The 26,922-nt window shown below is 62.7% G+C and carries 22 protein-coding genes, 3 tRNA genes and 1 riboswitch; of the genes, 12 read left to right on the top strand and 13 right to left on the bottom strand.

All coding sequences use genetic code 11. The features are described 5' to 3' along the window. Window positions 1–273: 273 nt before the first annotated feature. Window positions 274–2,007 (top strand): peptide ABC transporter substrate-binding protein, encoded by a 1,734-nt coding sequence (locus B5G06_RS07535; protein ID WP_087188477.1) that lies wholly within the window; start codon window positions 274–276, stop codon window positions 2,005–2,007. Between the two features lie 352 nt (window positions 2,008–2,359). On the opposite strand, the gene B5G06_RS07530 is transcribed toward B5G06_RS07535, so the two are convergent. The 3 genes from B5G06_RS07530 to B5G06_RS07520 form a co-directional block, all read right to left on the bottom strand. After that, window positions 2,360–3,685: a S1C family serine protease gene (locus B5G06_RS07530; RefSeq protein WP_087188476.1), complete on the bottom strand. Its 1,326-nt coding sequence runs from the start codon at window positions 3,683–3,685 to the stop codon at window positions 2,360–2,362. A 194-nt stretch (window positions 3,686–3,879) separates the two neighbouring features. After that, window positions 3,880–4,749, bottom strand: coding sequence for a DegV family protein (locus B5G06_RS07525; RefSeq protein ID WP_087188475.1), 870 nt, complete (start codon window positions 4,747–4,749; stop codon window positions 3,880–3,882). A gap of 24 nt (window positions 4,750–4,773) precedes the next feature. Beyond that, the gene (locus tag B5G06_RS07520; protein ID WP_087188474.1) at window positions 4,774–5,241 is read right to left on the bottom strand and encodes a MarR family winged helix-turn-helix transcriptional regulator; all 468 of its coding nucleotides are present in this window, start codon (window positions 5,239–5,241) and stop codon (window positions 4,774–4,776) included. A gap of 195 nt (window positions 5,242–5,436) precedes the next feature. On the opposite strand from B5G06_RS07520, the gene B5G06_RS07515 reads away from it, so the two are divergent. The 5 genes from B5G06_RS07515 (at window position 5,437) to lepB (ending at window position 11,640) form a co-directional block, all read left to right on the top strand. Further along, complete coding sequence (locus B5G06_RS07515) at window positions 5,437–6,597, top strand: stage II sporulation protein P (protein WP_087188473.1); 1,161 nt, start codon at window positions 5,437–5,439, stop codon at window positions 6,595–6,597. Between the two features lie 120 nt (window positions 6,598–6,717). Beyond that, window positions 6,718–7,500, top strand: a complete 783-nt coding sequence (locus tag B5G06_RS07510) for a TIGR00282 family metallophosphoesterase (RefSeq protein ID WP_087188472.1) — start codon at window positions 6,718–6,720, stop codon at window positions 7,498–7,500. Window positions 7,501–7,533: 33 nt separating this feature from the next. After that, window positions 7,534–8,616 carry a metallophosphoesterase family protein gene (locus B5G06_RS07505; RefSeq protein ID WP_087188471.1) on the top strand — a complete coding sequence of 361 codons (1,083 nt, stop codon included), beginning with the start codon at window positions 7,534–7,536 and terminating at the stop codon, window positions 8,614–8,616. After that, window positions 8,613–10,817 (top strand): ATP-binding protein, encoded by a 2,205-nt coding sequence (locus tag B5G06_RS14580; RefSeq protein ID WP_087188470.1) that lies wholly within the window; start codon window positions 8,613–8,615, stop codon window positions 10,815–10,817. The genes B5G06_RS07505 and B5G06_RS14580 overlap by 4 nt, the downstream gene beginning before the upstream one ends. 214 nt (window positions 10,818–11,031) lie before the next feature. After that, complete coding sequence (gene lepB / locus B5G06_RS07495) at window positions 11,032–11,640, top strand: signal peptidase I (protein ID WP_087188469.1); 609 nt, start codon at window positions 11,032–11,034, stop codon at window positions 11,638–11,640. 206 nt (window positions 11,641–11,846) lie between these two features. On the opposite strand, the gene B5G06_RS07490 is transcribed toward lepB, so the two are convergent. From B5G06_RS07490 to B5G06_RS07475, 4 genes are read right to left on the bottom strand one after another with little or no spacing between them, the layout of a single operon-like run. Next, window positions 11,847–12,551 carry a GNAT family N-acetyltransferase gene (locus tag B5G06_RS07490; protein WP_087188468.1) on the bottom strand — a complete coding sequence of 235 codons (705 nt, stop codon included), beginning with the start codon at window positions 12,549–12,551 and terminating at the stop codon, window positions 11,847–11,849. Beyond that, the gene (locus B5G06_RS07485) at window positions 12,548–13,687 is read right to left on the bottom strand and encodes a sensor histidine kinase (protein WP_087188467.1); all 1,140 of its coding nucleotides are present in this window, start codon (window positions 13,685–13,687) and stop codon (window positions 12,548–12,550) included. Before B5G06_RS07485 ends, B5G06_RS07490 begins: the two co-directional genes overlap by 4 nt. Further along, window positions 13,684–14,694 carry a lysylphosphatidylglycerol synthase transmembrane domain-containing protein gene (locus B5G06_RS07480; protein WP_255396445.1) on the bottom strand — a complete coding sequence of 337 codons (1,011 nt, stop codon included), beginning with the start codon at window positions 14,692–14,694 and terminating at the stop codon, window positions 13,684–13,686. The genes B5G06_RS07485 and B5G06_RS07480 overlap by 4 nt, the downstream gene beginning before the upstream one ends. A 60-nt stretch (window positions 14,695–14,754) precedes the next feature. After that, window positions 14,755–15,240, bottom strand: coding sequence for a SprT-like domain-containing protein (locus B5G06_RS07475; RefSeq protein ID WP_087188465.1), 486 nt, complete (start codon window positions 15,238–15,240; stop codon window positions 14,755–14,757). A 180-nt stretch (window positions 15,241–15,420) separates the two neighbouring features. Between B5G06_RS07475 and vanR the strand changes: the two genes are divergently transcribed. The 6 genes from vanR (at window position 15,421) to pflB (ending at window position 19,850) form a co-directional block, all read left to right on the top strand. Next, window positions 15,421–16,113 (top strand): VanR-ABDEGLN family response regulator transcription factor, encoded by a 693-nt coding sequence (gene vanR, locus B5G06_RS07470; protein WP_087188464.1) that lies wholly within the window; start codon window positions 15,421–15,423, stop codon window positions 16,111–16,113. 235 nt (window positions 16,114–16,348) lie between these two features. Beyond that, window positions 16,349–16,425, top strand: a tRNA-Met gene (locus B5G06_RS07465). A gap of 69 nt (window positions 16,426–16,494) precedes the next feature. Continuing rightward, window positions 16,495–16,569, top strand: a tRNA-Glu gene (locus tag B5G06_RS07460). 4 nt (window positions 16,570–16,573) lie between these two features. After that, window positions 16,574–16,649: transfer RNA gene (locus B5G06_RS07455), tRNA-Val, on the top strand. Between the two features lie 88 nt (window positions 16,650–16,737). Next, a riboswitch (ZMP/ZTP riboswitch) is annotated at window positions 16,738–16,819 on the top strand. Window positions 16,820–16,867: 48 nt separating this feature from the next. After that, window positions 16,868–17,590: a pyruvate formate-lyase-activating protein gene (gene pflA, locus B5G06_RS07450; RefSeq protein WP_087188463.1), complete on the top strand. Its 723-nt coding sequence runs from the start codon at window positions 16,868–16,870 to the stop codon at window positions 17,588–17,590. A gap of 16 nt (window positions 17,591–17,606) precedes the next feature. Then, a complete protein-coding gene (pflB, locus tag B5G06_RS07445) occupies window positions 17,607–19,850 on the top strand; it encodes a formate C-acetyltransferase (RefSeq protein WP_087188462.1) in 2,244 nt (747 codons plus the stop codon). A 49-nt stretch (window positions 19,851–19,899) separates the two neighbouring features. On the opposite strand, the gene B5G06_RS07440 is transcribed toward pflB, so the two are convergent. From B5G06_RS07440 to yfbR, 6 genes are all read right to left on the bottom strand, one after another. Next, window positions 19,900–20,313, bottom strand: coding sequence for a hypothetical protein (locus B5G06_RS07440; protein WP_087188461.1), 414 nt, complete (start codon window positions 20,311–20,313; stop codon window positions 19,900–19,902). 346 nt (window positions 20,314–20,659) lie between these two features. After that, window positions 20,660–21,991 carry a glucose-6-phosphate isomerase gene (locus B5G06_RS07430; protein ID WP_087188460.1) on the bottom strand — a complete coding sequence of 444 codons (1,332 nt, stop codon included), beginning with the start codon at window positions 21,989–21,991 and terminating at the stop codon, window positions 20,660–20,662. Between the two features lie 110 nt (window positions 21,992–22,101). Beyond that, a complete protein-coding gene (locus tag B5G06_RS07425) occupies window positions 22,102–24,063 on the bottom strand; it encodes a molybdopterin-dependent oxidoreductase (protein ID WP_087188459.1) in 1,962 nt (653 codons plus the stop codon). A gap of 101 nt (window positions 24,064–24,164) precedes the next feature. Further along, window positions 24,165–25,523 (bottom strand): PFL family protein, encoded by a 1,359-nt coding sequence (locus B5G06_RS07420; RefSeq protein ID WP_087188458.1) that lies wholly within the window; start codon window positions 25,521–25,523, stop codon window positions 24,165–24,167. A gap of 12 nt (window positions 25,524–25,535) precedes the next feature. Next, entirely contained in the window at window positions 25,536–25,805 is a 270-nt protein-coding gene (locus B5G06_RS07415; protein ID WP_087188457.1) for an ACT domain-containing protein, read from the bottom strand. 47 nt (window positions 25,806–25,852) lie between these two features. Continuing rightward, on the bottom strand, window positions 25,853–26,440 hold the full coding sequence (yfbR, locus tag B5G06_RS07410; protein ID WP_087188456.1) for a 5'-deoxynucleotidase: 588 nt from the start codon (window positions 26,438–26,440) through the stop codon (window positions 25,853–25,855). Between the last annotated feature and the right edge of the window lie 482 nt (window positions 26,441–26,922).

Here is a 26,922-nt window from a genome sequence, read left to right as displayed (position 1 = left end):
ACAGTAAGGACACTCAAGCGAAAATTGGAAAAAGGCGGCAGATTGCCGCCTTTTTTCGGAACCAGATAGAAATAAACTGAAGAGTTCGTAACAATTTTGAAACATTTTCTTTACACCTGTACCTGACCTGTGGTATAATACTTTCGCGTTACTTTAACGCACGAAAGGCCATGGCCTTTCGGCGCCCGCTGCGCGGGCGCCGGGGACCATCCCCATGTGTATCGCGCCCCAAGGCGTTATAGATACAAAAATGAGAAAGATGGAGGTCCAACCATGAAAAAGAGAAAGCTTGTCTCTCTGCTTCTGTCCGGGGCCCTCGTGTTCGGCCTGCTGGCCGGCTGCGGCGGCGGCACCAGCAACAGCAACGAGACTCCTGACGCTCAGAACAGCGGCACTCCCAGCAGCGAAGCTCCTTCCGGCGACGCTTTTGAGATGACTGTCAACATTGCTTCTGAGCCCCAGACCATCGATCCCGCTCTGAACAGCGCGGTCGACGGCGCCATTATGATCAGCCATATGTTTGAGGGCCTGATGCGCTGGGAGGATTCCGGCAGCGAGACCGCCGGTTCCGACGGTACCTGCACCAACGCTCAGCTGGGCTACGGCCAGGCCGAGAGCTATGACAAGACTCCCAACGAGGACGGCACCGTCACCTATACCTTCCACCTGCGCGACGGCATCAAGTGGTCCGACGGCAAGGACGTTACCGCTCAGGACTTCGTGTTCTCTTGGCAGCGTCTGGTCAACCCCGAGACCGCTGCTGACTACAGCTACATGATCGACTGCGTGGTCAACGCCAACGCCATCATCAACGGCGAGAAGGATCCCAGCGAGCTGGGCGTTAAGGCTGTGGACGACAAGACCTTCGAGGTCACCATCACCTCCGACCTGCCCTACTTCACCGAGATCTGCGCCTTCCCCGCCACCTTCCCCGTGCGTGAGGACATCGTGAGCAACGCTCAGTGGACCTACGATCCCGCTACCTATGTGTCCAACGGCGCTTACAAGATGACCAACCGTGTGACCAACTCCGAGATCGTCATGGAGCCCAACGAGTACTACTACAATGTGGATACCCTGGGTCCCCAGAAGATCACCTTTAAGCTGATGGAAGACAACAACGCCATGCTGAACGGCTTCAAGACCGGCGAGCTGGACTTCATCGAGTCCATGCCCACCGACGAGATCGCCGGCCTGATGGCTTCCGGCGACCTGAAGATCGTGGACTACATCGGCACCTACTATGTTTGCTACCAGACCCAGAAGGCCCCCTTCGACGATCCTCGCGTCCGTAAGGCCTTCACTCTGGCCATTGACCGTACCTACATCGTGAACGAGATCACCCAGACCGGTCAGGTCGAGGCTGGCGGCTTCGTGCCCGCTGGTGTTTACGACGCTGCCGGCGCCACCGGCGACGACTTCCGCACCGTGGGCGGCGACTACTACAAGCCCACCGACGCTGACTACGAGGCCAACTGCGAGGAGGCCCGTGCTCTGCTGGCCGAGGCCGGCTACCCCAACGGCGAGGGCTTCCCCGTTGTTGAGTACCTGTACAACACCGACGACTCCCACAAGGCTGTTGCCGAGGCCCTGCAGAATATGTGGCAGACCCAGCTGGGCGTGACCGTCACCCTGAACAACCAGGAGTGGGCCACCTTCCTGCAGACCCGTAAGGACGGCGATTACTCCATCGCCCGTAACGGCTGGATCGCCGACTACAACGATCCCATGTCCTTCCTGGATATGTGGCTCACCGGCGGCGGCAACAACGACGCTCAGTACTCCAACGAGGAGTATGACGCCAAGATCCAGGCTGCCAAGGCTTCTACCGATCCTGCTGAGCGTATGCAGCTGATGCACGAGGCCGAGGACATCATCATGGGTCAGGATTATGCTCTGTGCCCCCTGTACTTCTACACTCAGAAGTATATGCTGGCCGACGGCATCCAGGGTATGTACTATACTCCTCTGGGCTACTTCTTCTTCGACCACTGCACCCAGGGCTGATTTTCAGCCAAACAAACCGGGCGGAGCCATTTGGCTCCGCCCGGTTTTTGCTGGACTTTACAGCTCTAGCGTAGGGCTTGTGGACGTCCAATGTTTCAGCGCTGAGTAGGACGGCGGTTTACCCCCGCCGGCGATCCACGGCAAGGAACGGCGGGCCGGTGAGGACATGGTCCCTGCGGATGAAATGCGCCGCTCTGTAGGGGGCGAAGACCGAACCCGCCCGTTTGCCAGGGGATATCATTACCGCTGCGCTGCAAAACACACGCCCTCACTCCGGTGCGGCCTTACCGATGGAACGAAAACCCCCGGCGCACTGGGATGCCCAGTGCGCCGGGGGTCTTTGCTCAGATGCTTACCAGTTGCCGAAGGGGAAGTTGTAGTAGTAATTGCCGCCCTGCTGGGGTTGGGATTGCTGCTGCTGGCTGTTGTACTCCTCGCTCAGCTGATTCATGGCGTCCTGCCGCTCCTGGTTGTCCTCATCCAGGGTTACATTGACGGTGGAGGTGTTGCCGTCCCGGTAGATGGTGAAGGTGACGGACTCTCCCGCCTTGTGATCCTTCACAGCGCTCTGGAGCTGGGTCTCGGTAGATACCTGGGTGTCACCCACAGCGGTGATGATGTCGCCTACCTGGAGGCCGGCTTTCTGGGCGCAGGAGCCGTCCAGGATGGCCATGATCTCCACACCGGCAGGCACGCCGTAGCGCTGAACGCTTTCATCCACGGCGTTGATGAGCACGCCCACGTTGGGCTTGCCGGTGACATAGCCGTTCTCCATAATGGAGGTGACCATGTCCTTCACATCGTTGATGGGGATGGCGAAGCCCAGACCCTCCACAGAGGCCTCCGAGCTGGAGCTGGAGGACAGCTTGGCGGACACGATGCCCACCACCTGGCCGTACTTGTCAAACAGAGGGCCGCCGGAGTTGCCGGAGTTAATGGCGGTGTCGGTCTGGATCATGTTCATGACGGTGCCGTCGCTCATGGTGACCGAGCGGTCCTTGGCGGAGACGTAGCCGCCGGTGAAGGTGAAGGTCAATTCACCCAGAGGGTTGCCGATGGCGTACACATCCTCGCCCACATTGATGGCGTCCGAGTCGCCCAGCACCACGGGCCGCAGGTTGCCCTGGTCGATCTTCAGCACGGCGATGTCGTTCTCCTCCTCGCCGCCCACCAAGGTGGCGTCATAGCTCTTTCCGTCGGAGAAGAATACGGTGATGTCGCTGACGCCGTTGATGACATGGTAGTTGGTAAGGATGTAGCTGGTGGTGTCATTGGAGCTGATGACGAAACCGGAACCGGACACGGCGTTTTTAACGGTCTGGCCCCACACGTTGGTGGTCACGTTGCCGTTGACGCCCACCACCGACTCCAGGTTGGAGGCGTACACCTCTTCGGCGGAGAGGACGGTCTTGCCGTCCACGTTGGCCAGGGACACGGCGGTGGGACGGGTGCCCTCGTAAATGGTGGTGGAGTTGCCCCCGAAGCGGTTGACAGCCCACACGCCGCCGCCGCCCACCGCGCCGCCGATGATGGCGCAGCACAGGCCAACGGCAATCAGCTTACCCAATCCACCCTTCTTCTTTTCCTTGGGGGGTACGGCGTCATACACATGGAACTGATTGGTTTCTATGACGGAGTCACGGTCCTCGGGGGGCCGGTTATAATCACTGTAATACATAAACGGATCTCTCCTTTACCAGCGGATTTTGCGGTTTCCTTTGAACGAGTTTTAGAATACCCTGTAATTGTGGCTGAATTATGAAGAAAATGTGCATGATTTTTAAATTGTTCCCATCGATGGCAGGTTTGTGTCAGAAAAGGGCAAATAACAGGAAAAAGGGACGCATTTGCGTCCCTTTTTAAGTATTATCATTATTTTTCCAGAGCTTTTGTTACAGTGACTGCCCGGGCGCCGGGGCCAATATGGCAGGCCACCGACAGAGAAAGCGGGTCCATATGGATGGGATGACCGGGGAAAATAGCCTCCAGCTCTTCCAGCCACTCCTGGGCGTCGGCCCGGTCGCCGGTGTAGGCGGCGGCGATGTGGAGCTGCTCCGGACCGGAGAGCCCGGCAAACTCAGTCTCCATGGTGTGGTGGATGGCGTCGATCATGGTCTTTTTGGCGGCCTTCCAACCCCGGACCTTGGCGAAGGAGTCCAGCTTCTCGCCCTTGATCCGCAGCACCGGCTTGATGCCCAGCACGGCGCCCAGAGCGGCGGCGGCGGGGGTGCAGCGGCCGCCCTTTTTCAGATACTTCAGGGTGTCCACGGTGATGTAGATATCGGAGTCAAACTTGGTGCGCTCCAGATAGTCGTGGATCTCCTGGGCGGACTTGCCGGCCTGGGCCATTTCCAGAGCGTCCAGCACCGACTGGCGCTGGGTCACCGAGATGCGCTGGTTGTTGACCACAAACACCTTGCCCTCGTAGTCCTGGGCCAGCATCATGGCGGTCTCGCAGGAGCTGCTCAGGCCGCTGGACATGGGGATGTACACGATCTGGTCATAGTCCTGGAGGATCTTATCCCACAGGTCGGTGACGTCGCCGGGGGAGGGCTGGGTGGTCTTGACGTCGGCGTCCTGAGCCAGACGCTCATAGAACTGCTCCTGAGAGAGGGTGATGTCCTCCAGGAAGAGCTCGTCGTTGATATAGAAAGGCATGGGCAGAACAAAAATACCCAGTTCCTTGCCCTGAGCCTGGGTGATGCCGCTGTTGCTGTCGGTGGCAATGGCGATCTTACTCATAACGTACCTCACTTCATCAGATCTTTATGGTTGTGGTTCCGCCGGAGCCTGGGCTCCGCCGCGGAAGAAAGCGGTCAGTTTTTCCATACCCCGCGCCAGGGCGGAGGCCTCCTGATCGGTCAGGGCGGACAGCATCCGGTCGGTCAGACGGCGGTGAAAGGCCCGGTGCTGCTCACTGGCGGCCCGGCCCAGCTGGGTGGGCAGCAGGCGCACCGCCCGCCGGTCCTTCTCGTCCCGGCGGCGGACCAGATAGCCCTTCTTCTCCAGCAGCCCCACGGCGCAGGTCAGGGTACCCGCCGGCATCTGCCGGGCGGAGGCAATGGCGGTGGAGCGGTTGTCGCCCCCCTCGTCCACGGTGCGGCAGATGGCGTCAATGAGCTGTACCTCCCGCAGGGACAGATCCCCTGCCGCCAGGGTGGCCTCCTCCCGCTTCAGGATGTCGCCAAAGACGTCGGAAAGAAAATGGTTGATGATTTCGCTGGAATACTCCACTGAGGGCCTCCCTTCTGCGTGGCTTGTTTCGCAACTGAATTATACCGGATTGTAGAAAAATGTCAAGGGAATCCTTTGACAGTCAAAATAATTTCCACCGCCGGTGAGATTTGGGACAAGGCATACCCGGAGGAATGGGCGCATAGGGTAGAAGGGACCGAAAGGATCCCACATTACAGATGAGGATGGTGCGATATGAAAGGGCCGATCTTATGGAAACGACTGTTCCGCCGGAGTGCCGCTTTGTTCCTGGCCACCCTGGCGGTGTGGCTGCTGCTTCTGTGCGGCGGGGGCGCGGGGGCGCTGCAAAGCCTGGGGGAGAGCGGGGCCTTTGTGTCCACCGCTCTGGCGGCGGAACTGGGCAAGACAGGGGGCGACACCCTGGACAAACTGGACGGCTGGGACCGGCTGGCGGTGGGCCAGTCCCTGCTGCTGGCAGGCAATCAGGAGGCGGTGGCCCAGCATCTGGGACAAGAGGTGCCGGAGGAAATACAACTGCCGGCGGGACAGCCTGCTCAGGACCACGACGACCTGGTGGAAGAGCCTCAGACTACTACCGCGCCTTCGGATATCATCGCCCGTACCCTGATCCCCACCAGTCCTCAGGGCTACGATGTGGCGGGAGGGCTGTATCTCTATAACCGCACCGGGGAGTCCGTGGATCTGGCGGCGGCGGCTCAGGCGTCGGTGAACATCACCCTGCCCGCCGAGGGACCTCAGATCCTTATCATCCATACCCACACCACCGAGGCATACACCCCAGACGGCACCGACGTGTATACCCCCGACGGCGGGGTGGCCCGCACCCTGGAGGAGGAGGACAATATGCTGCGGGTGGGGGACGAGATGGAGCGGGTGTTCACCGAGATGGGTCTGTCGGTCATTCACGACCGCACCGTCCACGACTACCCCCAGTACAACGGGGCCTATACCCGCTCTGCCCAGACGGTGCAGAAGTATCTGGAGCAGTATCCCTCCATCAAGATTGTGCTGGACGTCCACCGGGACGCCCTGGCGGGGGAGGACGGCACGGTGTACAAGGCGGTGACGGTCATCGACGGGGTGGATACCGCCCAGGTGATGCTGGTCATCGGCCACGGTCAGGACGGCAGCAACCCCCACTGGATGGAGAATCTGGCCCTGGCCTGCAAGATCCAGAGCAGCATGAACACCCTCTATCCCACCCTGGCCCGGCCCATGACCTTCCGCTCCTCCAGCTATAACCAGGAGCTGTCTACCGGCTCCCTGCTGGTGGAGGTGGGCACCCACGGCAACACCCTCCAGGAGGCCCTGTCCGCCGCCCGGCTCTTCGCTCGCTCCGCCGGTCAGGTGCTGCTGGGCCTGAAGGAGCAATGACAAAAAAGCACGCCCTCGGGCGTGCTCTTTTGCGTCTCCAGCCGGCAAAGAAGAATTGCCCTTTTCCGAAAAATCACATATAATAGAACCACTGCGTAAAAACACAGAGGGAGGCAGACTATGATCTTAAACGTGCTGGCGGTAGGCGATGTGGTGGGGGAGAGCGGCGTGGAGTACCTGAACCGCCACCTCCGCAGCCTGAAAAAGCTCCATGAGGTCCACTTCACTGTGGTCAACGGGGAGAACGCCTCCGGCGTGGGCATCCTGCCCCGGCAGGCCCGGGACATCTTCGACGCCGGGGCCGACGTGATCACTTTGGGCAACCACACCTGGAACCGCATCCAGATCGCCGACTTTCTGGAGGACGACCGCTATACCCTGCGGCCCGCCAACTACACCAACCGGGTGCCCGGCCGGGGCTGGGGGGTGTACGACGGCCCTAAGGGCCTGCGGATCGGCGTGATGAACCTCATCGGCCGGTGCGAGATGGACAGCAACTTTGAAAACCCCTTCACCACTGCCGACAAGGTGCTGAAACGGATGGAAGGGGTGGACGTGGTACTGGTGGATTTCCACGCCGAGGCCACCAGCGAGAAGGGCGCCATGGGCTGGTACCTGGACGGACGGGTCCAGGCCCTGTGGGGCACCCACACCCATGTGCCCACCGCCGACACCCAGGTGCTCCCCAAGGGGCTGGGCTTCGTCACCGACCTGGGCATGACCGGCCCCGCCCGCAGCGTGCTGGGCATCCGGCCCGACCAGGCCATCAACCGCTTTCTGGGTGGCCTGCCCCGGCGGTTTGAGCAGGCGGAGGGGCCCTGTAAGCTGGAGAGCGTCCTCTTCTCCATCGATACCGACGCCCGCAAGTGCGTGGGTGTGGAGCGGCTGGACCTGCGGGACTGATGCCGCCATCCTTTTGGAAAGGAATATACATTTATGTTAACCATCATTCACGGGGCGGACTTTCATCTGGACGCCCCCTTTGCCGCCCTGCCCCCGGACAAGGCAAGGCAGCGGCGGGAAGAGCAGCGGCAGCTGCTGGACCGGCTGGCCGATCTGGCCCAGGAGGTGAGGGCCGATCTGGTGCTCCTCTCCGGCGATCTGCTGGACTCCAGCCAGACCTACCAGGAGACGGTGGAGGCCCTCTCCCGCACCCTGGGCCAGATCCAGGCCCCGGTGTTCATCGCCCCGGGCAACCACGACTGCTACGGTCCCCGGTCGGTGTACGCCAACACCGTATGGCCTGACAACGTACACATCTTTTCCACCGTGTCGGTGGAGTCGGTGGCCCTACCCCAGCTGGGCTGCACCGTCCACGGGGCGGCCTTCACCACCCCCCAGGCCGACCGCTCCCCCCTCATGGGCTTTACCGTCCCCCGGGACGGGGGCATCCACCTGATGGCCCTCCACGGCGACGTGGACGGCAAGGGCCGCTACGGCCCCATCGATCCCGCCGACATCGCCGCCAGCGGCCTGACCTATCTGGCCCTGGGCCATATCCATGCCTGCTCCGGGTTGCAGAAGGCGGGGGATACCTGGTGGGCCTACCCCGGCTGCCCTGAGGGCCGGGGCTTTGACGAGACGGGGGACAAGGGGGTGCTGGTGGTCACCGTGGGGGACGACCCCAGCGATGTCACCGCCCGGTTCGTACCCCTGGCCGCCCGGCGGTATGCGATCGTGGAGGCCGACGTCACCGGGGCGGACACCGCCGCCCAGGCCCTGGAGGAGGTGCTGCCGGCGGAGCCCTGCGGCGACTGTTGCCGCATCCTGCTCACCGGCCAGCGGTCCTTTGGACCGCCTGATGTGGCGGCTCTCACCGCCCAGGCCCAACCATACTACTACAGCGTCACCATCCGGGACCACACCAGACAGCTGCGGGACCTGTGGGAGCGGGCGGGGGAGGACTCCCTCACCGGCCTGGTCCTGCGCCAGCTGAAGGCCCAGGGCGGGCCGGAGGCTGAACTGGCCGCCCGGTTTGCGTTGGCGGCGCTGGAAAACGGGGAGGACCCCTGCCCATGAAAATCATTCGTATGAAAGCCACCTTCGGCGGCCTGGACCACCGGGAGCTGGAGCTGAAGGAGGGGCTGAATATCATCGAGGCCCCCAACGAGGGGGGCAAGTCCACCTGGTCGGCCTTCCTGCGGGCCATGCTCTACGGCATCAACACCAAGGAACGGGACAAGCAGGGCTACATCGCCGAAAAGAACCGCTACCAGCCCTGGAACGGCGGGGCCATGGAGGGCGTGGTGGAGCTGGAGTGGAAGGGGGAGCAGATCACCCTTCGCCGTGGCCCCAAGGGCAACACCCCCTTCGGCAAGTTTGAGGCGGTGTATACCGACACCGGGGAGCCGGTGGGATACCTCACCGCCGATAACGTGGGGGAGACCCTCATCGGCGCGCCCAGAGAGGTCTTTGAGCGCTCCGCCTTTGTGTGCCAGGGAGGGGCGGCCATCGACGGCGCTCCCGCCCTGGAGGCCCGTATCGCCGCCCTGGCCTCCAGTGGGGAGGAGGACGTGTCCTACTCCCAGGTGGAACGCCGCCTGCGGGACTGGCTCAACCGCCGCAAGCACAACAAGACCGGCCTCATCCCCAAGCTGGAGGAGGAGCTGGCCGGCAACGATGAGATCGCGGGCCGTCAGGCCAAGGCCTTCCGGCTGGCCCAGGAGGCCCGCCGGGAGATGGACAAGCTCCAGACCGAGCACAAGCGCCTCCAGGCCGAGCGGGACGCCCACCTGGCCCGGGCCATGGCCGCCCGCCGCCAGCGGTGGGAGGAGGCTCAGAGCGCCCTGGAGGCGGCCAGGGGACAGGTGGACACCATCGAAGCAGAACTTAACCGCTATGGCACGCCTCCCGACAAGGCCACCCTGCAAAAGGCCCAGGGGGAACTGAACCAGCTCAACGCCCTCCACACCAGTCGCAAGCAGGCGGAGGAGCGGCTGGAACAGGCTCAGGCCCAGGAGGCGGAAGCTGCCGCCGCTGCGGTGGACCCCCTGTTCCCCGATATGACCCCCGACCAGGCCTGGGAGCAGGCCAGCGCCGACGCTCAAACAGCGGGGGAGGTTCCCCGCTGCGGCGGACTGTATGCCGGGGGCGCCGTTGCCCTGGTGCTGGCCGCCGGGTCGCTGGTGCTGGCCTTTACCGGAGTGCTGCCTGCCCTGTGGATGGGCGGCGCTGCCTGCGGTGTGCTGGCCGTGGCGGGCGTGGGCCTGTTTGTGTCGGCCGCCCTGCGGAAAAAGCGGGCCGGGACTCTGGCGGCGGAGCTGCTGGAGCGCTATGAGGCGGAGGACCCCCAGGGTATCCTGAACCGGGCCAGCGCCTACCGGGAGGCCTGTGTGGTGGCCGGACAGGCCGCCAAACAGCGGGAGGAGGCCCAGCAGGCTCTGGACGCCCTGCTGGCCCAGGACGAGAACACCCGCAAGGTCCTGCTGGAGCTGGTCCACCCCTTTGCCCCCACGGTGAAGGATACCTTCGGCGTGTCGGCGGCCATCTCCCGTGCCCTCCAGCTGGAGGAGCGGCTGGCCACCGCCCAGGTGAAGCTGGAGGGGGCGGAAAAGCTGGCGGCCAGCCTGCCCCGGCCCGAGCCGGTGGCGGCCGACCCCGGGGTGGAGCCCCGGTTTGACCCCGCCGGGACGGCGGCCCGGCTCAACGCGGCGGAGGGGGAGCTGTCCCGGCTCCGCAGCGGCCTGGCCATGGCCCAGGGCGAGCTGAACACCCTGGGCGATCCGGCGGAGCTGGAGCTGCGTCAGGAGGAGGCCCGGGAGGAGCTGGAGCGGCGGCAGACCGAGCACGCCGCCTTGGAAACCGCCCTCAAGGCTCTGGACGCCGCCCACGCCGGCCTTCAGGCCCGGTTCTCCCCCGCCCTCAACCATCTGGCGGGGGACTATCTGGCCAAGCTCACCGGCGGCAAGTACGACAAGGTGTCCCTCACCCGGCAGTTTGAGGCCCTGGCCGAGGAGGCCGGCGGCCTCCAGTCCCGGCGGGCCCTGGCCCTGTCCCAGGGGACGGCTGACCAGCTCTATCTGGCGGTGCGGCTGGCGGCCTGCAAGCTGGTGCTGCCTCAGGAGGAGCCCTGCCCCCTGGTGCTGGACGACGCCCTGGCCAACTTCGACGACAGCCGCATGGCCCTGGCGCTGGAGTGCCTGGAGGAGCTGGGGGAGGAGCGGCAGATCCTGCTCTTCACCTGCCACAGCCGGGAAAGAGCCTGGCAGGAGGGCCGCTGACGCGAATTTCCCTTGCAATCGGGGGAAATTGCTACTATAATCAATCTATCAAAAATCGCTCCGGCTAAAGGATTCGGAGGGAAAGATAGTGTGAAAGAAAACCGTCAGGGTTGTCTTTCGCGTCCAGTCAAACACTTTTTGAACCTTCAAAAAGTGCTGAGCTTGCCGAAAAGACCTTTTCGGCAAGCTCTATAATGTGGCATATTCCAAGCATATGGAGCTGATGGCATTGGCAAAAGAAAAGACCCAGGAGCAGGAGCTGGAGGGGAAGGACGCCCTGAAGGTGGACCTCTACTTCTGGTTACAGGCCCTGGTGATGGTGCTGGTGGCCCTGATTCTCATCTTCACCTTTGTGGGGCGCATCATCGGCGTGGTGGGCTCCTCCATGTACCCCACCCTCCACGACGGGGACCTGCTGCTGTTACAGAGCATCGGCTATACCCCCAGGCAGGGAGACGTAGTGGTGCTCACCAAGGAATTTGACGCCTCCGAGGGCCCCATCGTCAAGCGGGTCATCGCCACCGGCGGTCAGCACGTGGTCATCGACTACGACGCGGGCACCGTTACCGTGGACGGCGAGGTGCTGGACGAGCCCTATATCAATCCGGAGGAGGTCATGCGCCAGCCCGGAGGGGAGACCCTCACCGACGTGGTGGTGCCCGAGGGTTCCATCTTCGTCATGGGCGACAACCGCAACCACTCCTCCGACAGCCGGGATGTGACCCTGGGCACGGTGGACGAGCGGTATGTGCTGGGCCGGGCCCTGTGGGTGATCCTGCCCTTCCAGGATTTCGGGCCCATCGCCCACGGCACGGAGGCATAAATGCAGAAAAAGGGCCTGTTGCAAAATAGCTGTTTTGCACAAGCCTGTCATTGCGAGCCAGTGCGCACACTGGCGTGGCAATCCGTTTCCTCGGCAAAAGGGGCGGATTCCCACGAAAAACGGCCGCCCACCGGGCGGCCGTTTTTCTCGGAATGACGGGTCTTTGTACGAGCTGCGCATTTTGCAACAGGCCCTTTTTGCATCTGTCAGAACAGCCAGAACAGCAGCTCCTCCGACAGGGTCATGCCCACCTTGCGCTGGAGGGCCAGGGAGGGGTCGTTGTCCGCCCACACCTGCCCGTAGGGGTATATCCCTCGCTCCAGACAGGAGGCGGTCATGGCCAGCAGCAGGGCCTCTCCAATGCCCCGGCGGCGGTATTGGGGCAGTACCTCCAGCATCCCCATAGACCCTTCGATGTGGGTGGCGATAAACCCGGCGGGCTGCCCGTCCACAAAGGCCCCCAGCATCCCCCGGTCGATGGCATCCTCCATGTAGGAAACTCCGCCGAAGGAGTGGCTGTAGTGCTCCTCCGTCCACACCGCCCAGCTGCGGTCCAGCCACCGGAGCTCTCCGTCAAAAGAGGGGACTACCGGCGGCTGGGGGGCCAGCCAGGCCGACTGGCGGCAGATCTGTTCGGTCTGAAAGCCGAAGTGGGCGGCCAGTTTATCCTTGTACCACATCTGATGGCCGGTGAGGATGACACACCCATCCAGCATGGGGAGCATCTCATCCAGGGCGGCGGGGGTTTCCGCGTCCAGGAACCACACCTCGCTGGGGGGATCGTAGAGCAGCACCCCGTCGGGTCCTGCCCGGCGGATCTGGGCGGTTCCCCGGCGGAGCACCTCCAGCATATCGATGTACAAAAGCCGGTTGCCCGACAGCCGGGCCAGGGCGGTCTCTTTCTGTGTCATGCCTTTCCTCCTCGGTACAGCGGCAGGGAGATGATGAAGCTGGTCAGCTTGCCGTTGCTTTCGCAGCGGATGGAGCCGCCGTGGAGCTCCACGATCTCCTTGGCGATGGCCAGACCCAGCCCCGCCCCGCCGGTGCGGGTGGAGCGGGCGGCGTCCAGCCGGTAGAATTTCTCAAAGATGTTGGCCAGCTCCCCCTCGGGGATCTCCAGCCCTTCGTCCTGAATGGTGATTTCTGTGTAGGAGCCCATGGCCTTGGCTACTACATCCACCGTGCCCCCGGGGATGGAGTAGCTCACCGCGTTGCGCAGCACGTTGTCGAATACCCGGGCCAGCTTGTCCGGGTCCCCCCGCACCACCAGGTGGGGTTGGATGTCGGCCACGCAGGTGAGGTTCTTTTCGGCAAAGAGGGGGTAGAATTCGTCGGCCAGCTGCTCCAGCAGCATGGACAGCTGGATGGGCACCTTCTCCCCCGCTCCGCTGTCCAGGTCCATTTTGGTGATATCGAAAAACTCCCCCAGCAGCTCCTCCAGCCGCAGGGCCTTGTCCAGGGCGATGCCGGTAAATTTGGCCCTCTGCTCCGGGGCCAGGCCGGGGTCGTCGTGGAGCAGGGTCAGATAGCCTACCACCGATGTAAGGGGGGTCTTGAGGTCGTGGGCCAGAAAGGCCACCAGATCCCCCCGGCGCTGCTCCGCCTCCTGGGCGGCCCGCTCCCGGGCGGCCAGCTGGCGGCGGATGACGTTCAGGTCGTCCTGGATGGGGGAGAGCTCCCGGGGAAGGACCACCGGGTCCTCCCGCTCCTCCACCAGGCGGCGGGTGGCCGCCCGGATGTCCTCCAGCCAGTGGGTGAACCGGCCCATGGCCAGATAGAAGGCGATGAGCATGAGCACCATGATGCAGACGGTGAGGATCTCCTGCTTATTGTCCCGGATCAGGATCTGATAGAGGTGGGCGGCATCCTCCGGGCTTTGGCCGAAGAGGGTCTGGGCCGCCCACAGGAAGAACCGGGCGAAGGGGTCCTGAAGCACCCCGTCCACCACCACCTCCAGCAGGAAGATGCCGGCGGCTCCGGCGATGAGGGTGCCCACAATGACCACCAGCAGCATTTTCAGTTTGAGGCGGGTGTATTTCCCTTTCATGCGGGCCCCTCCTTTTCCTGGGCGTGGCGGCGGGCGGCGGAGCGCTTGGCGAACCGGCCCACCGACCAGGCGCCGCCCAGCAGCAGCACCTCCAGGAAGGAGGCGAACCGCCACAGCACCATACCTACTGCCAGATGTTCCCCGAAGATGGGGCCCATGAACAGATAGAAGCTGCCCTCCGCGCCGCCGGCATTGCCAGGCAGCATGATGATGCGGGAGAGCACCATCACCAGGCACTGTACCATCACCAGCTCCCAAAAGGAGAAGCCGGTGAGTCCCAGCCCCCGATAGAGGAAGAAGGGGATGGAGAACAGGGCGGTAAGCTCCACAAACATCCCGGCGTACAGCCAGACCAGCAGCCGTTTGTTGCCCTGGAAGGCCCCCAGCTGCTGGCAGAATTCCTCCACCTTGTTCATGCCCTTGTCCACCATGCCCTCCTTGGCCATCACCTTCCAGTGCCGGGACAGGAAGGTGAGGATGCCTCGGATGAGCCGCTGGATGGGGGCGGGACGGATGGCGGTAAAGACCGCCAGGCCGCACAGGAAGAGGTAGAGGGCGATGAGCACTCCGGCGCCGGCTACGGCGGGGCCCAGGCTGGCCTTTCGCCAGATCAGCTCATAGGCCAGGGCGGCCACGGCATAGCCGGTGTACACCATGGTGTTGGCCACCGCCTTCCAGGTGTAGATGGAGGCGGTGTAGGTGGCGGACATCCCGGCGTCGTACATCAGCTTGAGCTGGACGGGGGCTCCGGCGGGGCCCAGCTTGTAGTAAAATTCCCCGATATAGGCCGCGTCAAAGCAGCCGGTCAGCTTCATGGGGCAGCCGGCGGCCTTGCCCATGCCGTAGAACAGGATGGCGTCCACGCTCTCGCTGAAGGGGATGCACAGGGCGGCCAGCAGCAGCCAGCCGGGCTGCACCTGGGCCACCAGGGCCCGCAGGTCCATGGTACGGGTCACATGGACCACCAGAGCAATGAGAATGACGCCGCCGATGCTCAGACCCGCGATGGAGAAAATGCGGTTGAACAGGGCGGCCTTGCTATGCTTTTTCGTAGCCTTCCCTCCATTCTAATACGCCAGGCGCAGCACGCCGCCGCAGGCGCAGCGGTAGCGCTCCGGGTGGGCCACCAGGGGGGAGCGGCGGGCGCGGGGGAACTGCCGGCCGCACTTGGTACACACCACCAGATGGCGGATGGGACGGATATCCTCCACCCCCAGCTGGTCACAGGTGCCGGTGCGGGAGATGGTATAGCCGTAGGCGGCGTTCATCTGCCCGGCGTAGGCCTTCCATCGGACGCCGTGGTCCCGGCAGCCGGGGCAGGTGTGGAGCACCTCGTGGGCCAGGGTCTGGAGGCAGGCCTCCTCCGGGGCTTCCAGCAGCCGCTGGGCCAGCTCGATGCGGTAGCTGCCGTCGGCCTGCCGGATGCAGCAGCCGAACCGGGTCACCGCCCGGCGGTTGAGGCGTACCTGGGGGAGAATATGGGGAGAGACCGGGATGCCCAGAGCCTTGGCCTGGGCGACCACCCGGGCCAGCAATGTATCTGCGTCGTGCATGGAACAGCCCTCTCTCTCTGGAAGAATCAGAATTGTAGACTTATATTGTACCACTGTTGGCGGGAAAAGTCACCACCGGCGCCTCGGCCCGGCCCATCTTATGATTTTATTACATTTTTTCCGCCAGCTTGACGAAAATACGGCCGGACCGGTATAATCGAGACAAAAGGAGGGATGGCTATGGAGGCCAACATTCTGGTGGTGGACGACGAGCCCGAGATCGCCGATCTGGTGGAGGTCTATTTGCAGAGTGAGGGCTGCACCGTCTACAAGTGCAACACCGGCACCCAGGCCCTGGCGGTGGTGAACAGCCGGTCGGTGGACCTGGCCATCCTGGACGTGATGCTCCCCGATATCAGCGGCTTTACCCTGTGCGGAGAGATCCGCAAGGACCACCATTTCCCGGTGCTTATGCTCACCGCCAAAGCGGAGGACATGGACAAGATCACCGGGCTGACCATTGGGGCGGACGACTATATCACCAAGCCCTTCAACCCCCTGGAGCTGATGGCCCGGGTAAAGGCCCAGCTGCGCCGGTATACCCGCTACAACGAGGCGGACAAGGGGGACAGCAAGGACATTCTGGACTTCAACGGCCTGGTCATCAACCGCGCCACCCACGAGTGTACCCTGTACGACAAGGAGCTTAACCTCACCCCCATCGAGTTTGACATCCTGTGGATGCTGGCGGAAAACCGGGGTCAGGTCATCTCCGCCGAGCGGCTCTTTGAGAGCGTGTGGGGGGAGAAGTACCTGGACCGGAACAACACCGTCATGGTCCATATCCGCCGCCTGCGGGAGAAGATGGGGGAGCCCTCCCGCAACCCCAGATTCATTAAAACGGTATGGGGCGTGGGATACAAGATTGACTGAATCCTCCGTCCCCTCGGAGAGCGGAGGGGGGCCGCGGGGGGAACTGGTTCCCGCCCGCGAGCGCGGCTTGGCGCTCTGCGCCGGACTTCCCGCAGGAAGTCCCCGCGCTTGTGTAGGCTACAAGATCGACTAAAAACCCCCGTCTGAAATTTTTTGAAAAAATTGCGAAAAAGCTGTTGACAAAACGGGACACTTCGGATATACTATCTCTTGCCCTGTTCGTCCGGGTGCAAATGGCGGCATAGCTCAGGTGGCTAGAGCATACGGTTCATACCCGTAGTGTCCCCGGTTCAAATCCAGGTGCCGCTACCAGACCCAAAAGACGGCACGTGCCGTCTTTTGGGGTCCCTTTTCCGAGCGTTCGGCCCGCTTGGGCAACATGGCCCGTTGGTCAAGTGGTTAAGACACCGCCCTTTCACGGCGGTAACACGAGTTCGAGTCTCGTACGGGTCACCAATATGGAGGCGTAGCTCAGCCGGTAGAGCACTTGCTTCACACGCAAGGGGTCACAGATTCGAGTTCTGTCGTCTCCACCACCAAAAAAGACATCCGTTTGGATGTCTTTTTTGTTTTGTTTGCAGAAGTCCGTCCGCTTGACAAAGCGGGGATGCTCATGCTATAAAAATAATATCATATGACTGACGGATAATGTGGAGCCTACCACATGGAGTATGATAGTAAAAAGCCGACCGTCTGGGCGAGAGAAGCCCGGACTGTCGGCTTTTCTTCATGCAAAAAGGAGGTATGGTTCCCTATGACACAGGGGAGGGTCCACTCCCTGGAATCCATGGGGCTGGTGGACGGCCCCGGCATCCGCACGGTGGTCTTTTTGCAGGGCTGCGCCCTGCGCTGCCGCTACTGCCACAACCCGGACACCTGGGCTGTGGACGGCCCGGCGGAGACGGTTACCACCCGGCAGCTGGTGGAGCGGCTGGTCCGCTTCAAGCCCTACTACGGCAGCACCGGCGGGGTCACATTCTCCGGCGGGGAGCCCCTGCTCCAGCCGGAGTTTCTGGCCCAGTGCCTGGCGCTGTGCCACGAGGCGGGCATCCACACCTGCCTGGACACGGCGGGGTGCGGCCTGGGGGAGTACGAGGCCATCCTGGCCCACACCGACCTGATCCTGCTGGACGTGAAGCACTACACCCCCGAGGGCTGGCGGCAGGTCACCGGCAGTTCCATGGCGGCCTTTGACCGCTTCCTGGAGCAGGCCCAGCAGGCTGCCGTCCCCCTCTGGGTCCGCCATGTGGTGGTGCCCGGCCTCACCGACGGGGAGCCCCACCTTGCCGGGCTGGAGGCCTATCTGAAGGGGCTGAAGCACATCCAGCGGGTGGAGCTGCTGCCCTACCACACCCTGGGCGTCCACAAGTATGCGTCCCTGGGCCTGCCCTACCCCCTGGAGGGGGTGCCCCCCATGGACGGGGCGGCCCTGGAGCGCTGGAATGAACGCCTGAACCGCACCTGCGTTCAGGCCTGAGAAAAGGAGTCGTCATATGAGCATTGATGTAAATTGCACCGCCTGGCAGGGGTTTCGCACCGGCGAGTGGCGGCATTTGGTGAATGTCCGTAATTTTATCCAGAAGAATTACACTCCGTATTCGGGAAATGGGGATTTTCTGGCCCCTGTTTCCACAAAAACGGCGGCAGTGTGGAAAAAAGCCGAGGCCCTCATCATCGAGGAGGTGAAGAAGGGCATCATCGATGTGGAGACAAACGCTGTCTCCGGCATCGACAACTTCGCCCCCGGCTACATCGATCAGGAGAACGAGGTCATCGTGGGCCTCCAGACCGACGCCCCCCTCAAGCGCATCGTCAACCCCTTCGGCGGCATCCGCAACGCCACCTCCGCCCTGGAGCAGTACGGCTACCAGCTCAACCCGGAGATCGAGCGCCACTTCCGCCTCTACCGCAAGACCCACAACGAGGGTGTGTTTGACGCCTACCCCAAGCGCACCCGCCTGGCCCGAACGGCGGGCCTGCTCACCGGCCTGCCCGACGCCTACGGCCGGGGCCGCATCGTGGGCGACTACCGCCGGGTGCCCCTGTACGGCACCGACTTCCTCATTGAGGAGAAGAAAAAGGACCTGGACATGATCGACGGCCCCATGACCGACGAGCGCATCCGCCTGCGGGAGGAGGTCCAGATGCAGATCCGGGCCCTGGAGCAAATGGCCTCCATGGCCGCCAGGTACGGCTGCGACATCACCCGCCCGGCGGAGAACGCCCATGAGGCGGTACAGAACCTGTATATGGCCTACCTGGCGGGCATCAAGGAAAACAACGGCGCCGCCACCTCCCTGGGCCGGGTGTCCACCTTCCTGGATATCTACATCCAGCGGGACCTGGACAACGGCGTGCTGGACGAGCAGGGGGCCCAGGAGCTTATCGACCAGTTTGTTATCAAGCTGCGGTTGGTGCGCCACCTGCGTACCCCGGAGTACAACGAGCTCTTCGGCGGCGACCCCACCTGGGTCACCGAGTCCATCGGCGGCATGGGAGTGGACGGCCGCACCCTGGTGACCCGCAACTCCTTCCGGATGCTCCATACCCTCACCAACCTGGGCACCGCCCCCGAGCCCAACCTGACGGTGCTGTGGAGCCCCCATCTGCCCAAGGGCTTCAAGGACTACTGCGCCAAAATGAGCATCGACACCGACTCCATCCAGTATGAGAGCGACGAGCTCATGCGGCCCATGTACGGCGACGACTACTGCATCGCCTGCTGCGTCTCCGCCATGGCGGTGGGCAAGCAGATGCAGTTCTTCGGGGCCCGGGCCAACCTGGCCAAGAGCCTGCTGTACGCCATCAACGGCGGCGTGGACGAGAAGAAGGGCATCAAAGTGGTGCCCGACATCCAGCTGGACACCGACGAGGTGCTGGACTACCCCAAGGTGCTGGGCAACTATAAAAAGGTGCTGTCCTATGTGGCGGAGCTCTATGTGGATACCATCAACATCATCCACTATATGCACGACAAGTACGCCTACGAAAGCAGCCAGATGGCCCTCCACGACACCCTGGTGGAGCGGCTGGCCGCCTTCGGCGTGGCGGGCTTGTCCATTGCCGCCGACTCCCTGTCGGCCATCAAGTTCGCCAAGGTGCGCCCCATCCGCAATGAAAACGGCATCGCCGTGGACTTCGCAGTGGAGGGGGACTTCCCCAAGTACGGCAACGACGACGACCGGGTGGACGACATTGCCGTGGAGCTGGTGTCCTACTTCTCCGCCGAGCTGAAGAAGCACCCCCTGTACCGGAACGCCATCCACACCCTGTCCGCCCTCACCATCACATCCAACGTGATGTACGGCAAAAAGACGGGGGCCACCCCCGATGGCCGGAAGGCGGGGGAGCCCTTTGCCCCCGGCGCCAACCCTATGCACGGCCGGGACAAGAGCGGCGCTCTGGCCTCCCTCAACTCAGTGGCCAAGATCCCCTACCGGGCGGTGTGCCAGGACGGCGTGTCCAACACCTTCTCCATCGTGCCCTCCGCCCTGGGCAAGAGCCAGGGGGAGCGGGTGGACAACCTGGTGCATATTCTGGACGGCTACTTCCTCCAGGGGGCCCACCATCTCAACGTCAACGTGCTGAACCGGCAGCTGCTGGTGGACGCCATGGAGCATCCCGAGCAGTATCCCACCCTTACCATCCGGGTGTCTGGCTATGCGGTGAATTTCTCCCGCCTGAGCCGGGAGCAGCAGCTGGAGGTCATCAAGCGCACCTTCCACGAACAGATGTAAAAAGACCGTAAAAAAACCGCCCTGCTTCGGCAGGGCGGTTTTTCGTTCATTAGAAGTACTTCTTGATGCCTTCGGTGGCCAGAGACTCGTCAGCGCTGATGGTGACGGTGAACTTGATATTGTTCTTCTCGGAGAAGCTGTTCAGCCAATCCAGGAACTCCTCAACCGCGTGGTCGGTGACGTCGGCGGTCACGATCTTGGTCAGGCTGTCGATGAACACATGGGTAATATCGTAGTTGCCGGCATAGAGGCCGCTGATGAAGCCCTTCATAAAGTCGAAGTTGCAGACATCAAAGTGGCTGGCCTCAACCAGGCGAATCTTATAGTGAATGTCATAGGTCAGCTTGGGGCCGCGCTCAATGCAAACGACGTTGCCATTCTCGCTGTGAACAGCGGAGTTAATGAGCTCGATCATCTGCTTGGTCTTACCGGTGCCCTTGACCCCCATGATCACTCTCACCATAATTATCACTCCTTCTTAGTCCGCCGGGACCACCCCGGCCTGGTGCATTTATGTTACCATTTTTACCGTGGGATTGCAACTGATTTGCTCAAGTTCACAAAAAATTCCCACGGTTGGCGTTCCAGGTTGTGACAACCTGGCCGTCACATTCAGCCCAGCCGGGCCTCCAGCTCCGCCTTTTTATCTTCGTAACCAGGCTTGCCCAGCAGGGCGTACATATTGTTCTTATAGGCCGCCCCACGGAACTACAGTTCCGTGGGGACCCCAAAGATTTGATCTGCTCGGGCGGAATAAATCCGCCCGGCATCAAGGTTTTGCCTGCGGCAAAACGCTTGTTGTGGAGGCCTTACAGTCTGGCTTCCAACTCAGCTTTTTTATCTTCGTAGCCGGGTTTGCCCAGCAGGGCGTACATATTGTTCTTGTAGGCCTCCACGCCGGGCTGGTTAAACGGGTTGATCTCCATCAGATAGCCGGTGAGGCCGCAGACATACTCGAAGAAGTAGATCAGCGCGCCCACGCTCTTGGCGCAGCGGCCGGGGGCGGTGACCATCAGGTTTGGTACGCCGCCGTCCACATGGGCCAGCAGGGTGCCCCGCATGGCCTGCTCGGCCACGAAGGACAGGTCCTTGCCCGCCAGGAAGTTGAGTCCGTCCACGTTGTCGGGATCGTGGGGGATGGTGATGGCGGGGCCGTTACTATTCTCAAAACGCACCACGGTCTCCAGCATGAGGCGCTCGCCCTGCTGGATGTACTGGCCCATGGAGTGCAGGTCGGCGGTGAACTCCACGCTGGCGGGGAACAGGCCCTTGCCGTCCTTGCCCTCGCTCTCGCCGAAGAGCTGCTTCCACCACTCGCCGAAGAACCGGAAGGAGGGCTCATAGCCCACCAGGATCTCCACCTTTTTGCCGCCGGTGTACAGGGCGTGGCGGGCGGCAGCGTGCTGCCAGGCGGGGTTGGCCTCGCCGGGCACAGCCAGGGTCTCCATCTCCTCCCGGGCGCCCTCCATCAGGGCAGCAATGTCCACACCGGCGCAGGCGATGGGCAGCAGGCCCACGGCGGTGAGCACGCTGTAGCGGCCGCCGATGGCGTCGGGCACCACGAACTCCTCGTAGCCCTCGGCGTCGGCCAGACCCTTCAGGGCACCCTTGTGGGCGTCGGTGGTGGCGTAAATGCGCTTGCGGGCCTCCTCCTTGCCGTACTTCTCCTCCAGCAGATTCTTGAAGATACGGAAGGCCACGGCGGGCTCGGTGGTGGTGCCAGACTTGGAGATCACGTTGATGGACCAGTCCTTATCCTTGATGAGGTCCATCACCTCCAGCATGGCGTCGGTGGACAGGCCGTTGCCGGCGAAGTAGATGGCGGGGCCGTCCTTGTGGGTCAGGTTGAAGTTGGGAGAGTTGACCAGCTCCACCACGGCCCGGGCGCCCAGATAGGAGCCGCCGATGCCGATGACCACCAGGGCCTGGGAGGTGGCGCGGATGCGCTCCGCCGCCGCCTGGATGCGGGCAAACTCTTCTTTATCATAGTCCCGGGGCAGGTGGACCCAGCCGGTAAAGTCGCCGCCGGCGCCGCTGCCGGTCTCCAGCTTCTGACGGGCGCTCTCCAGCGCCTCCAGACGGCTGGTGAGCCAAGTGTCGGGCAGGAAAGAACGGGCGTTGGAGGTGTCGATTTGAATCATGGTGACGTCACTCCTTTTATGTTTCACAAAGCCAGAATCGGCTGATGCCTTTATCATACACCCGGGGACCGGCTTTGACCAGAGAAAAAAGCCAATTCCCGGAAAAACCTTTAGGCCTTACGGACCCAGATGGTGTTGTCGTTCATGGTGGTGGCCTCGCCCCAGTCGGACAGGCGGTCGTGGGTCAGGCAGTTGACGGTGTTCTCGCCGGGATAGACGCCCTCGGCCACCACCGTCATGGGAGCCACCGCCCGGTCCAGAGCCAGGGTGCAGGTCATCTCGCCCAGCTTGTTATAGCACACCACCTGCTCCCCCTGAACCAGGCCCAGACGGGCAGCGTCCTCGCTGTTCATGCGCACCGTCATTTCCCCCCGCAGGTCCCGCAGGGTGGAGGACTCATTGAAGGAGGAATTGAGGGTGTGGACCACCGGGGCGCAGATCAGGTGGAAGGGGTCGGAGCCGCCGTGGGGCGGGAACCAGCCGATGATAGGATCGTCCAGATGGACCTTGCCGTCCTCCGTCTGAATGGGCAGGGGGAAGGGGGATTCCAGCACCACCGGCTCCCCGGCAAGCACCTTGTCCTTCTCCTCCCGGGAGAGGGCCCAGCTGTCCTCCACCATCTGGCGGCACAGCTCCTCCGCGGTGCGGCCCTGGAAGGGATCGTCCAGACCCATGGCGGCGGAGAGCAGGGTAAATACCTCAAGGTTGCTCTTCACCTCGCCGGGGGCGGGAACCACCGCCGGGGCGTACTGGATCTGCCGGTACCCGTAGGGGGTGTACAGGTCGGTCTGTTCCACCATGTAGGGGGCGGGCAGGATGATGTCGGCGTATTTGGCGGTGTCGGTCATGTACCGCTCATGGACCACGGTAAACAGGTCCTCCCGGGCCAGGCCCCGGCGGACGGCGTTCTGGTCGGAGGTCACTGTGGCCGGGTTGGCGTGGTAGACATACAGGCTGCGGATGGGGGTGGAGAGGCCCTTGCCCTCCAGGGCACGGCCCAGTTGGTTGATGTTGATCATCTGGGTGTTCGGCCCGGCCAGGTCGGGACGCTTGACGGCGGACTTGTCCACCAGATCGGGGGAGGAGCACACGCCATAGGTGCCGCCGCCCTTCTTGGCCCAGGCGCCCACAGCGGCGGGCAGGGCGGTAATGGCCCGGGTGGCCTCGCCGCCGTTGCCCGAGCGGGAGAAGCCGCTGCCCAGCACGATGCAGGGGGCCTTGGCTCTGCCGTAGGCCCGGGCCAGGTCCCGGATCACATCGGGGGCCTGACCGATGAGACACTGGGTCTCCTCCGGGTCCCACACATCCAGAGTAGCCCGAAACTCCTCCCACCCGGCGGCGTGCTCAGCCAGCCATGCCTCGTCGGTGAGGCCCTCCTGGTCCAGCACCTGGAGCATGGACAGGGCCAGGGCGCCGTCGCTGCCCGGCTGGATCAGAATGGTCTGGTCGGCCAGCTCGGCGGAAGCGTTTTCGTATACATCAATAAGGATGATTTTGGCCCCGTTCTCCCTGGCCTTCCGCAGGATGGGGGCCAGGTGGGCCCGGGTGGCGGGGATATTGGCGGACCACAGCAGGATCAGGTCACTGTGCTCCACATCCCAGGGGGCCAGGTCGCAGGAGCCCCCCATCACCTTCTGCCAGCCGGTGGACTTGGCGGTGCTGCACAGGGTGCGCTTGAGGCGGCTGGCGCCCAGGGCGTGGAAGAAGCCCTCTCCGCAGTTGCGGTGGACCACGCCCATGGTGCCGGCGTAGGAGTAGGGCAGAATGGTCTCCGCTCCGTACTGGGCGATCAGGTCCTTCCAGCGGGATGTGATTTCTCCGATGGCCTGATCCCAGGAGATGGGCTCAAACACCCCGGTCCCCTTGGCGCCGGTGCGGCGGAGGGGAGTGAGGATACGCTCAGGGCTGTTGATGGCCTCCGGCAGATTGCGCATCTTGGCGCACACCCAGCCGTCGGTGAAGGGGTTGGCCGGATCACCGGTAATGGAGGTGACGGTATTGCCCTCGGTCTCTACCAGCAGAGAGCAGCCCTCAGGGCAATCATAGGGACAGGCAGAACGACAAGTGGACATGATGATAACCTCCTTTTGAAAAAGGCCGCCCGTGGGCGGCCTTTTGTGAGTAAAACAGGAATCATTTGCGTAGGGGCCGATGCCCACATCGGCCCGGTACCTTAGTTTTTGAGGCTCTGCATGGGGGCCGGAATCCGGCCGCCCCGGGCCACGAAGGCCTCAGCGCTCTCGGAGTGGACGGGCATAACGGGGGCGGAGCCCAGCAGGCCGCCGAATTCCACGGTGTCGCCCACCACCTTGCCGGGGGCGGGGATGATGCGGACGGCGGTGGTCTTGGAGTTGACCATGCCGATGGCGGCCTCGTCGGCGATGATGGCGGAGATGGTGGCGGCGGAGGTGTCGCCGGGGACCGCGATCATGTCCAGACCCACGGAGCACACGCAGGTCATGGCCTCCAGCTTGTCCAGGTGGAGGGTGCCGGCACGGGCGGCGGCGATCATGCCCTCGTCCTCACTGACGGGGATAAAGGCGCCGGACAGGCCGCCCACATGGGAGGAGGCCATGACGCCGCCCTTCTTCACCGCGTCGTTCAGGAGGGCCAGGGCGGCGGTGGTGCCGTGGGTGCCGCAGGTCTCCAGGCCCATCTCCTCCAGGATGCGGGCCACCGAGTCGCCGATGGCGGGGGTGGGGGCCAGGGACAGGTCCACGATGCCGAAGGGCACGCCCAGACGGCGGCTGGCCTCCTGGGCCACCAGCTGACCCATACGGGTCACCCGGAAGGCGGTCTTTTTGATGGTCTCGGCCACCACGTCAAAGGGCTGACCCTTCACGTCCTTCAGGGCGTGGTGTACCACGCCGGGGCCGGACACGCCCACGTTGATGATGCAGTCGGGTTCGCCCACACCGTGGAAGGCGCCGGCCATGAAGGGGTTGTCCTCCACGGCATTGCAGAACACCACCAGCTTGGCGCAGCCAAAGCCGCCCTTGTCGGCGGTGAGCTGGGCGCACTCCTTGATGATGCGGCCCATGACGCCCACGGCGTTCATGTTAATGCCTGCCTTGGTGGAGCCCACATTGACGCTGGCGCACACCAGGTCGGTGCGGGCCAGGGCCTCAGGGATGGCGGCGATGAGCTTCCGGTCGGCCTTGGTGGCACCCTTCTGCACCAGGGCGGAGAAGCCGCCGATGAAGTTGACGCCCACCGCTTTGGCGGCGCTGTCCAGGGCCACGGCAAAGGGCACATAGCTGTTGGTCTCGGAGGCGCCGGCCACCAGGGCCATAGGAGTCACCGAAATGCGCTTGTTGACAATGGGAATACCGAACTCCCGCTCAATGGCCTCGCCGGTGGCCACCAGATGCTCGGCCTGGCGGGTGATCTTGTCGTAGATCTTGCGGCAGGCGGCGTTGGGGTCGGAGTCGGCGCAGTCCAGCAGAGAGATGCCCATAGTGATGGTACGCACATCCAGATGCTGCTGGTCGATCATGTGGATGGTGTCAAAAATTTCGTTGGTATTGATCATGTCGGCTCACCCTCAAATGCGATGCATGGCGTTGAAGATGTCCTCCCGCTGGGCGCGGATGGACAGATCCCGATCTTTGCCCTCCTGCTCCATCAGGGCGGCCAGATCGGCAAAGGGCATATCGCAGTTGCCGGCGTCCACCAGCATAACCATGGTGAAGTAGTCCTGGAGGATGGTCTGGCTGATATCCAGAATATTGACGTTGTGCTGGGCCAGCAGGGCGCAAACGGCGGACATGATGCCCACACGGTCCTTGCCCAGAACGGTGACAATGGCTCTCATACTTGATAACTCCTTTATTTCTTCTGTCTCTATGAAAACGGCGCCGGTCATTCCCGGCCCATCTCATCCAAAGTCATGCCGAAGGCGGGGAGGAAATGCTCCAAAAAGTAGTCCACCTCGGGCAGGTTATAGCCTTTCAGCGCATCCAGCGTCTGACGGGCGGCCTGCTGGAACTCGCTGTTGCCCGCCTTCAGCTCCTCCAGGCACTTGATGTGGGCGGACAGCTTGTCCGCGGCCTTCACCAGAGCCTTGGTATCCGGGTCATAGTCCTCCCGCAGCAGGGGGGAGAAGGCGGGGCGCAGCTGCTCCGGCAGCATGGCCAGCAGCTTGCCGGCGGAAAATTCCTCCACCTTTTTGTAGGCGTCCCGGATCTCCGGGTCGTAGTACTTGATGGGGGTGGGCAGGTCGCCGGTGAGGATCTCAGGGGCGTCGTGGTACAGGGCGGCCATGGCGGCCAGCCCGGGATCGGCCTCTCTCCCGAACACATCCCGCCGGATCACCGCCAGGGCGTGGGCGAGCACCGCCACCATGTGGGAGTGCTCCTGAATATTCTCCTGGAAGGTATTGCGCATGAGCCCCCAGCGGTTGATATACCGCATCCGGGACAAATAGGCAAAAAAAGGATGTTGATCCACAAAAAATGCCTCCCATCCGTCGAAACAAGTTATTTTACCATAAAAGTGGGGCGGTGTAAACGGCAGGCGGTTAAAGTCCCTGTTCAAGCTAAGTGTTGATGGAAAAAAGTCCGTCGGTTTCACTAAATAGCAGTCCCTAACTTGAAAGCAGCCATGAGCAGCAGGTATTTTCCTAATGCTCATGGCTGCTTCTCTTTCTTGTAATGTTTGCACACATTTGGAGAGACATTTTTGTGATTTGAGCCAAAGTTTTTATCTTGAAGAAAAGCAGAAGAAAAACACTCTCTATACAGTACCAACTGCATTAAATCATTAACCTTTTTCCAAGGACAGTGCCTTAAATTGACCTACATCCTGCCTGTATTAGTCCAATGGTATGAAGTCAAGTAGGTGATGCAAGAAAATTTCAAATGGGAATGAGTAAAAAGGACCATGTAGGCAGGAAAAAGACAACGCCAATCCAAGCCCTGTCCCTGAGTTTT

It is taken from the genome of Flavonifractor sp. An52 (genome assembly GCF_002159385.1).
Taxonomy (GTDB): Bacteria; Bacillota; Clostridia; order Oscillospirales; family Oscillospiraceae; genus Flavonifractor; species Flavonifractor avicola.
This window is presented reverse-complemented; position numbering and strand designations above follow the sequence as displayed.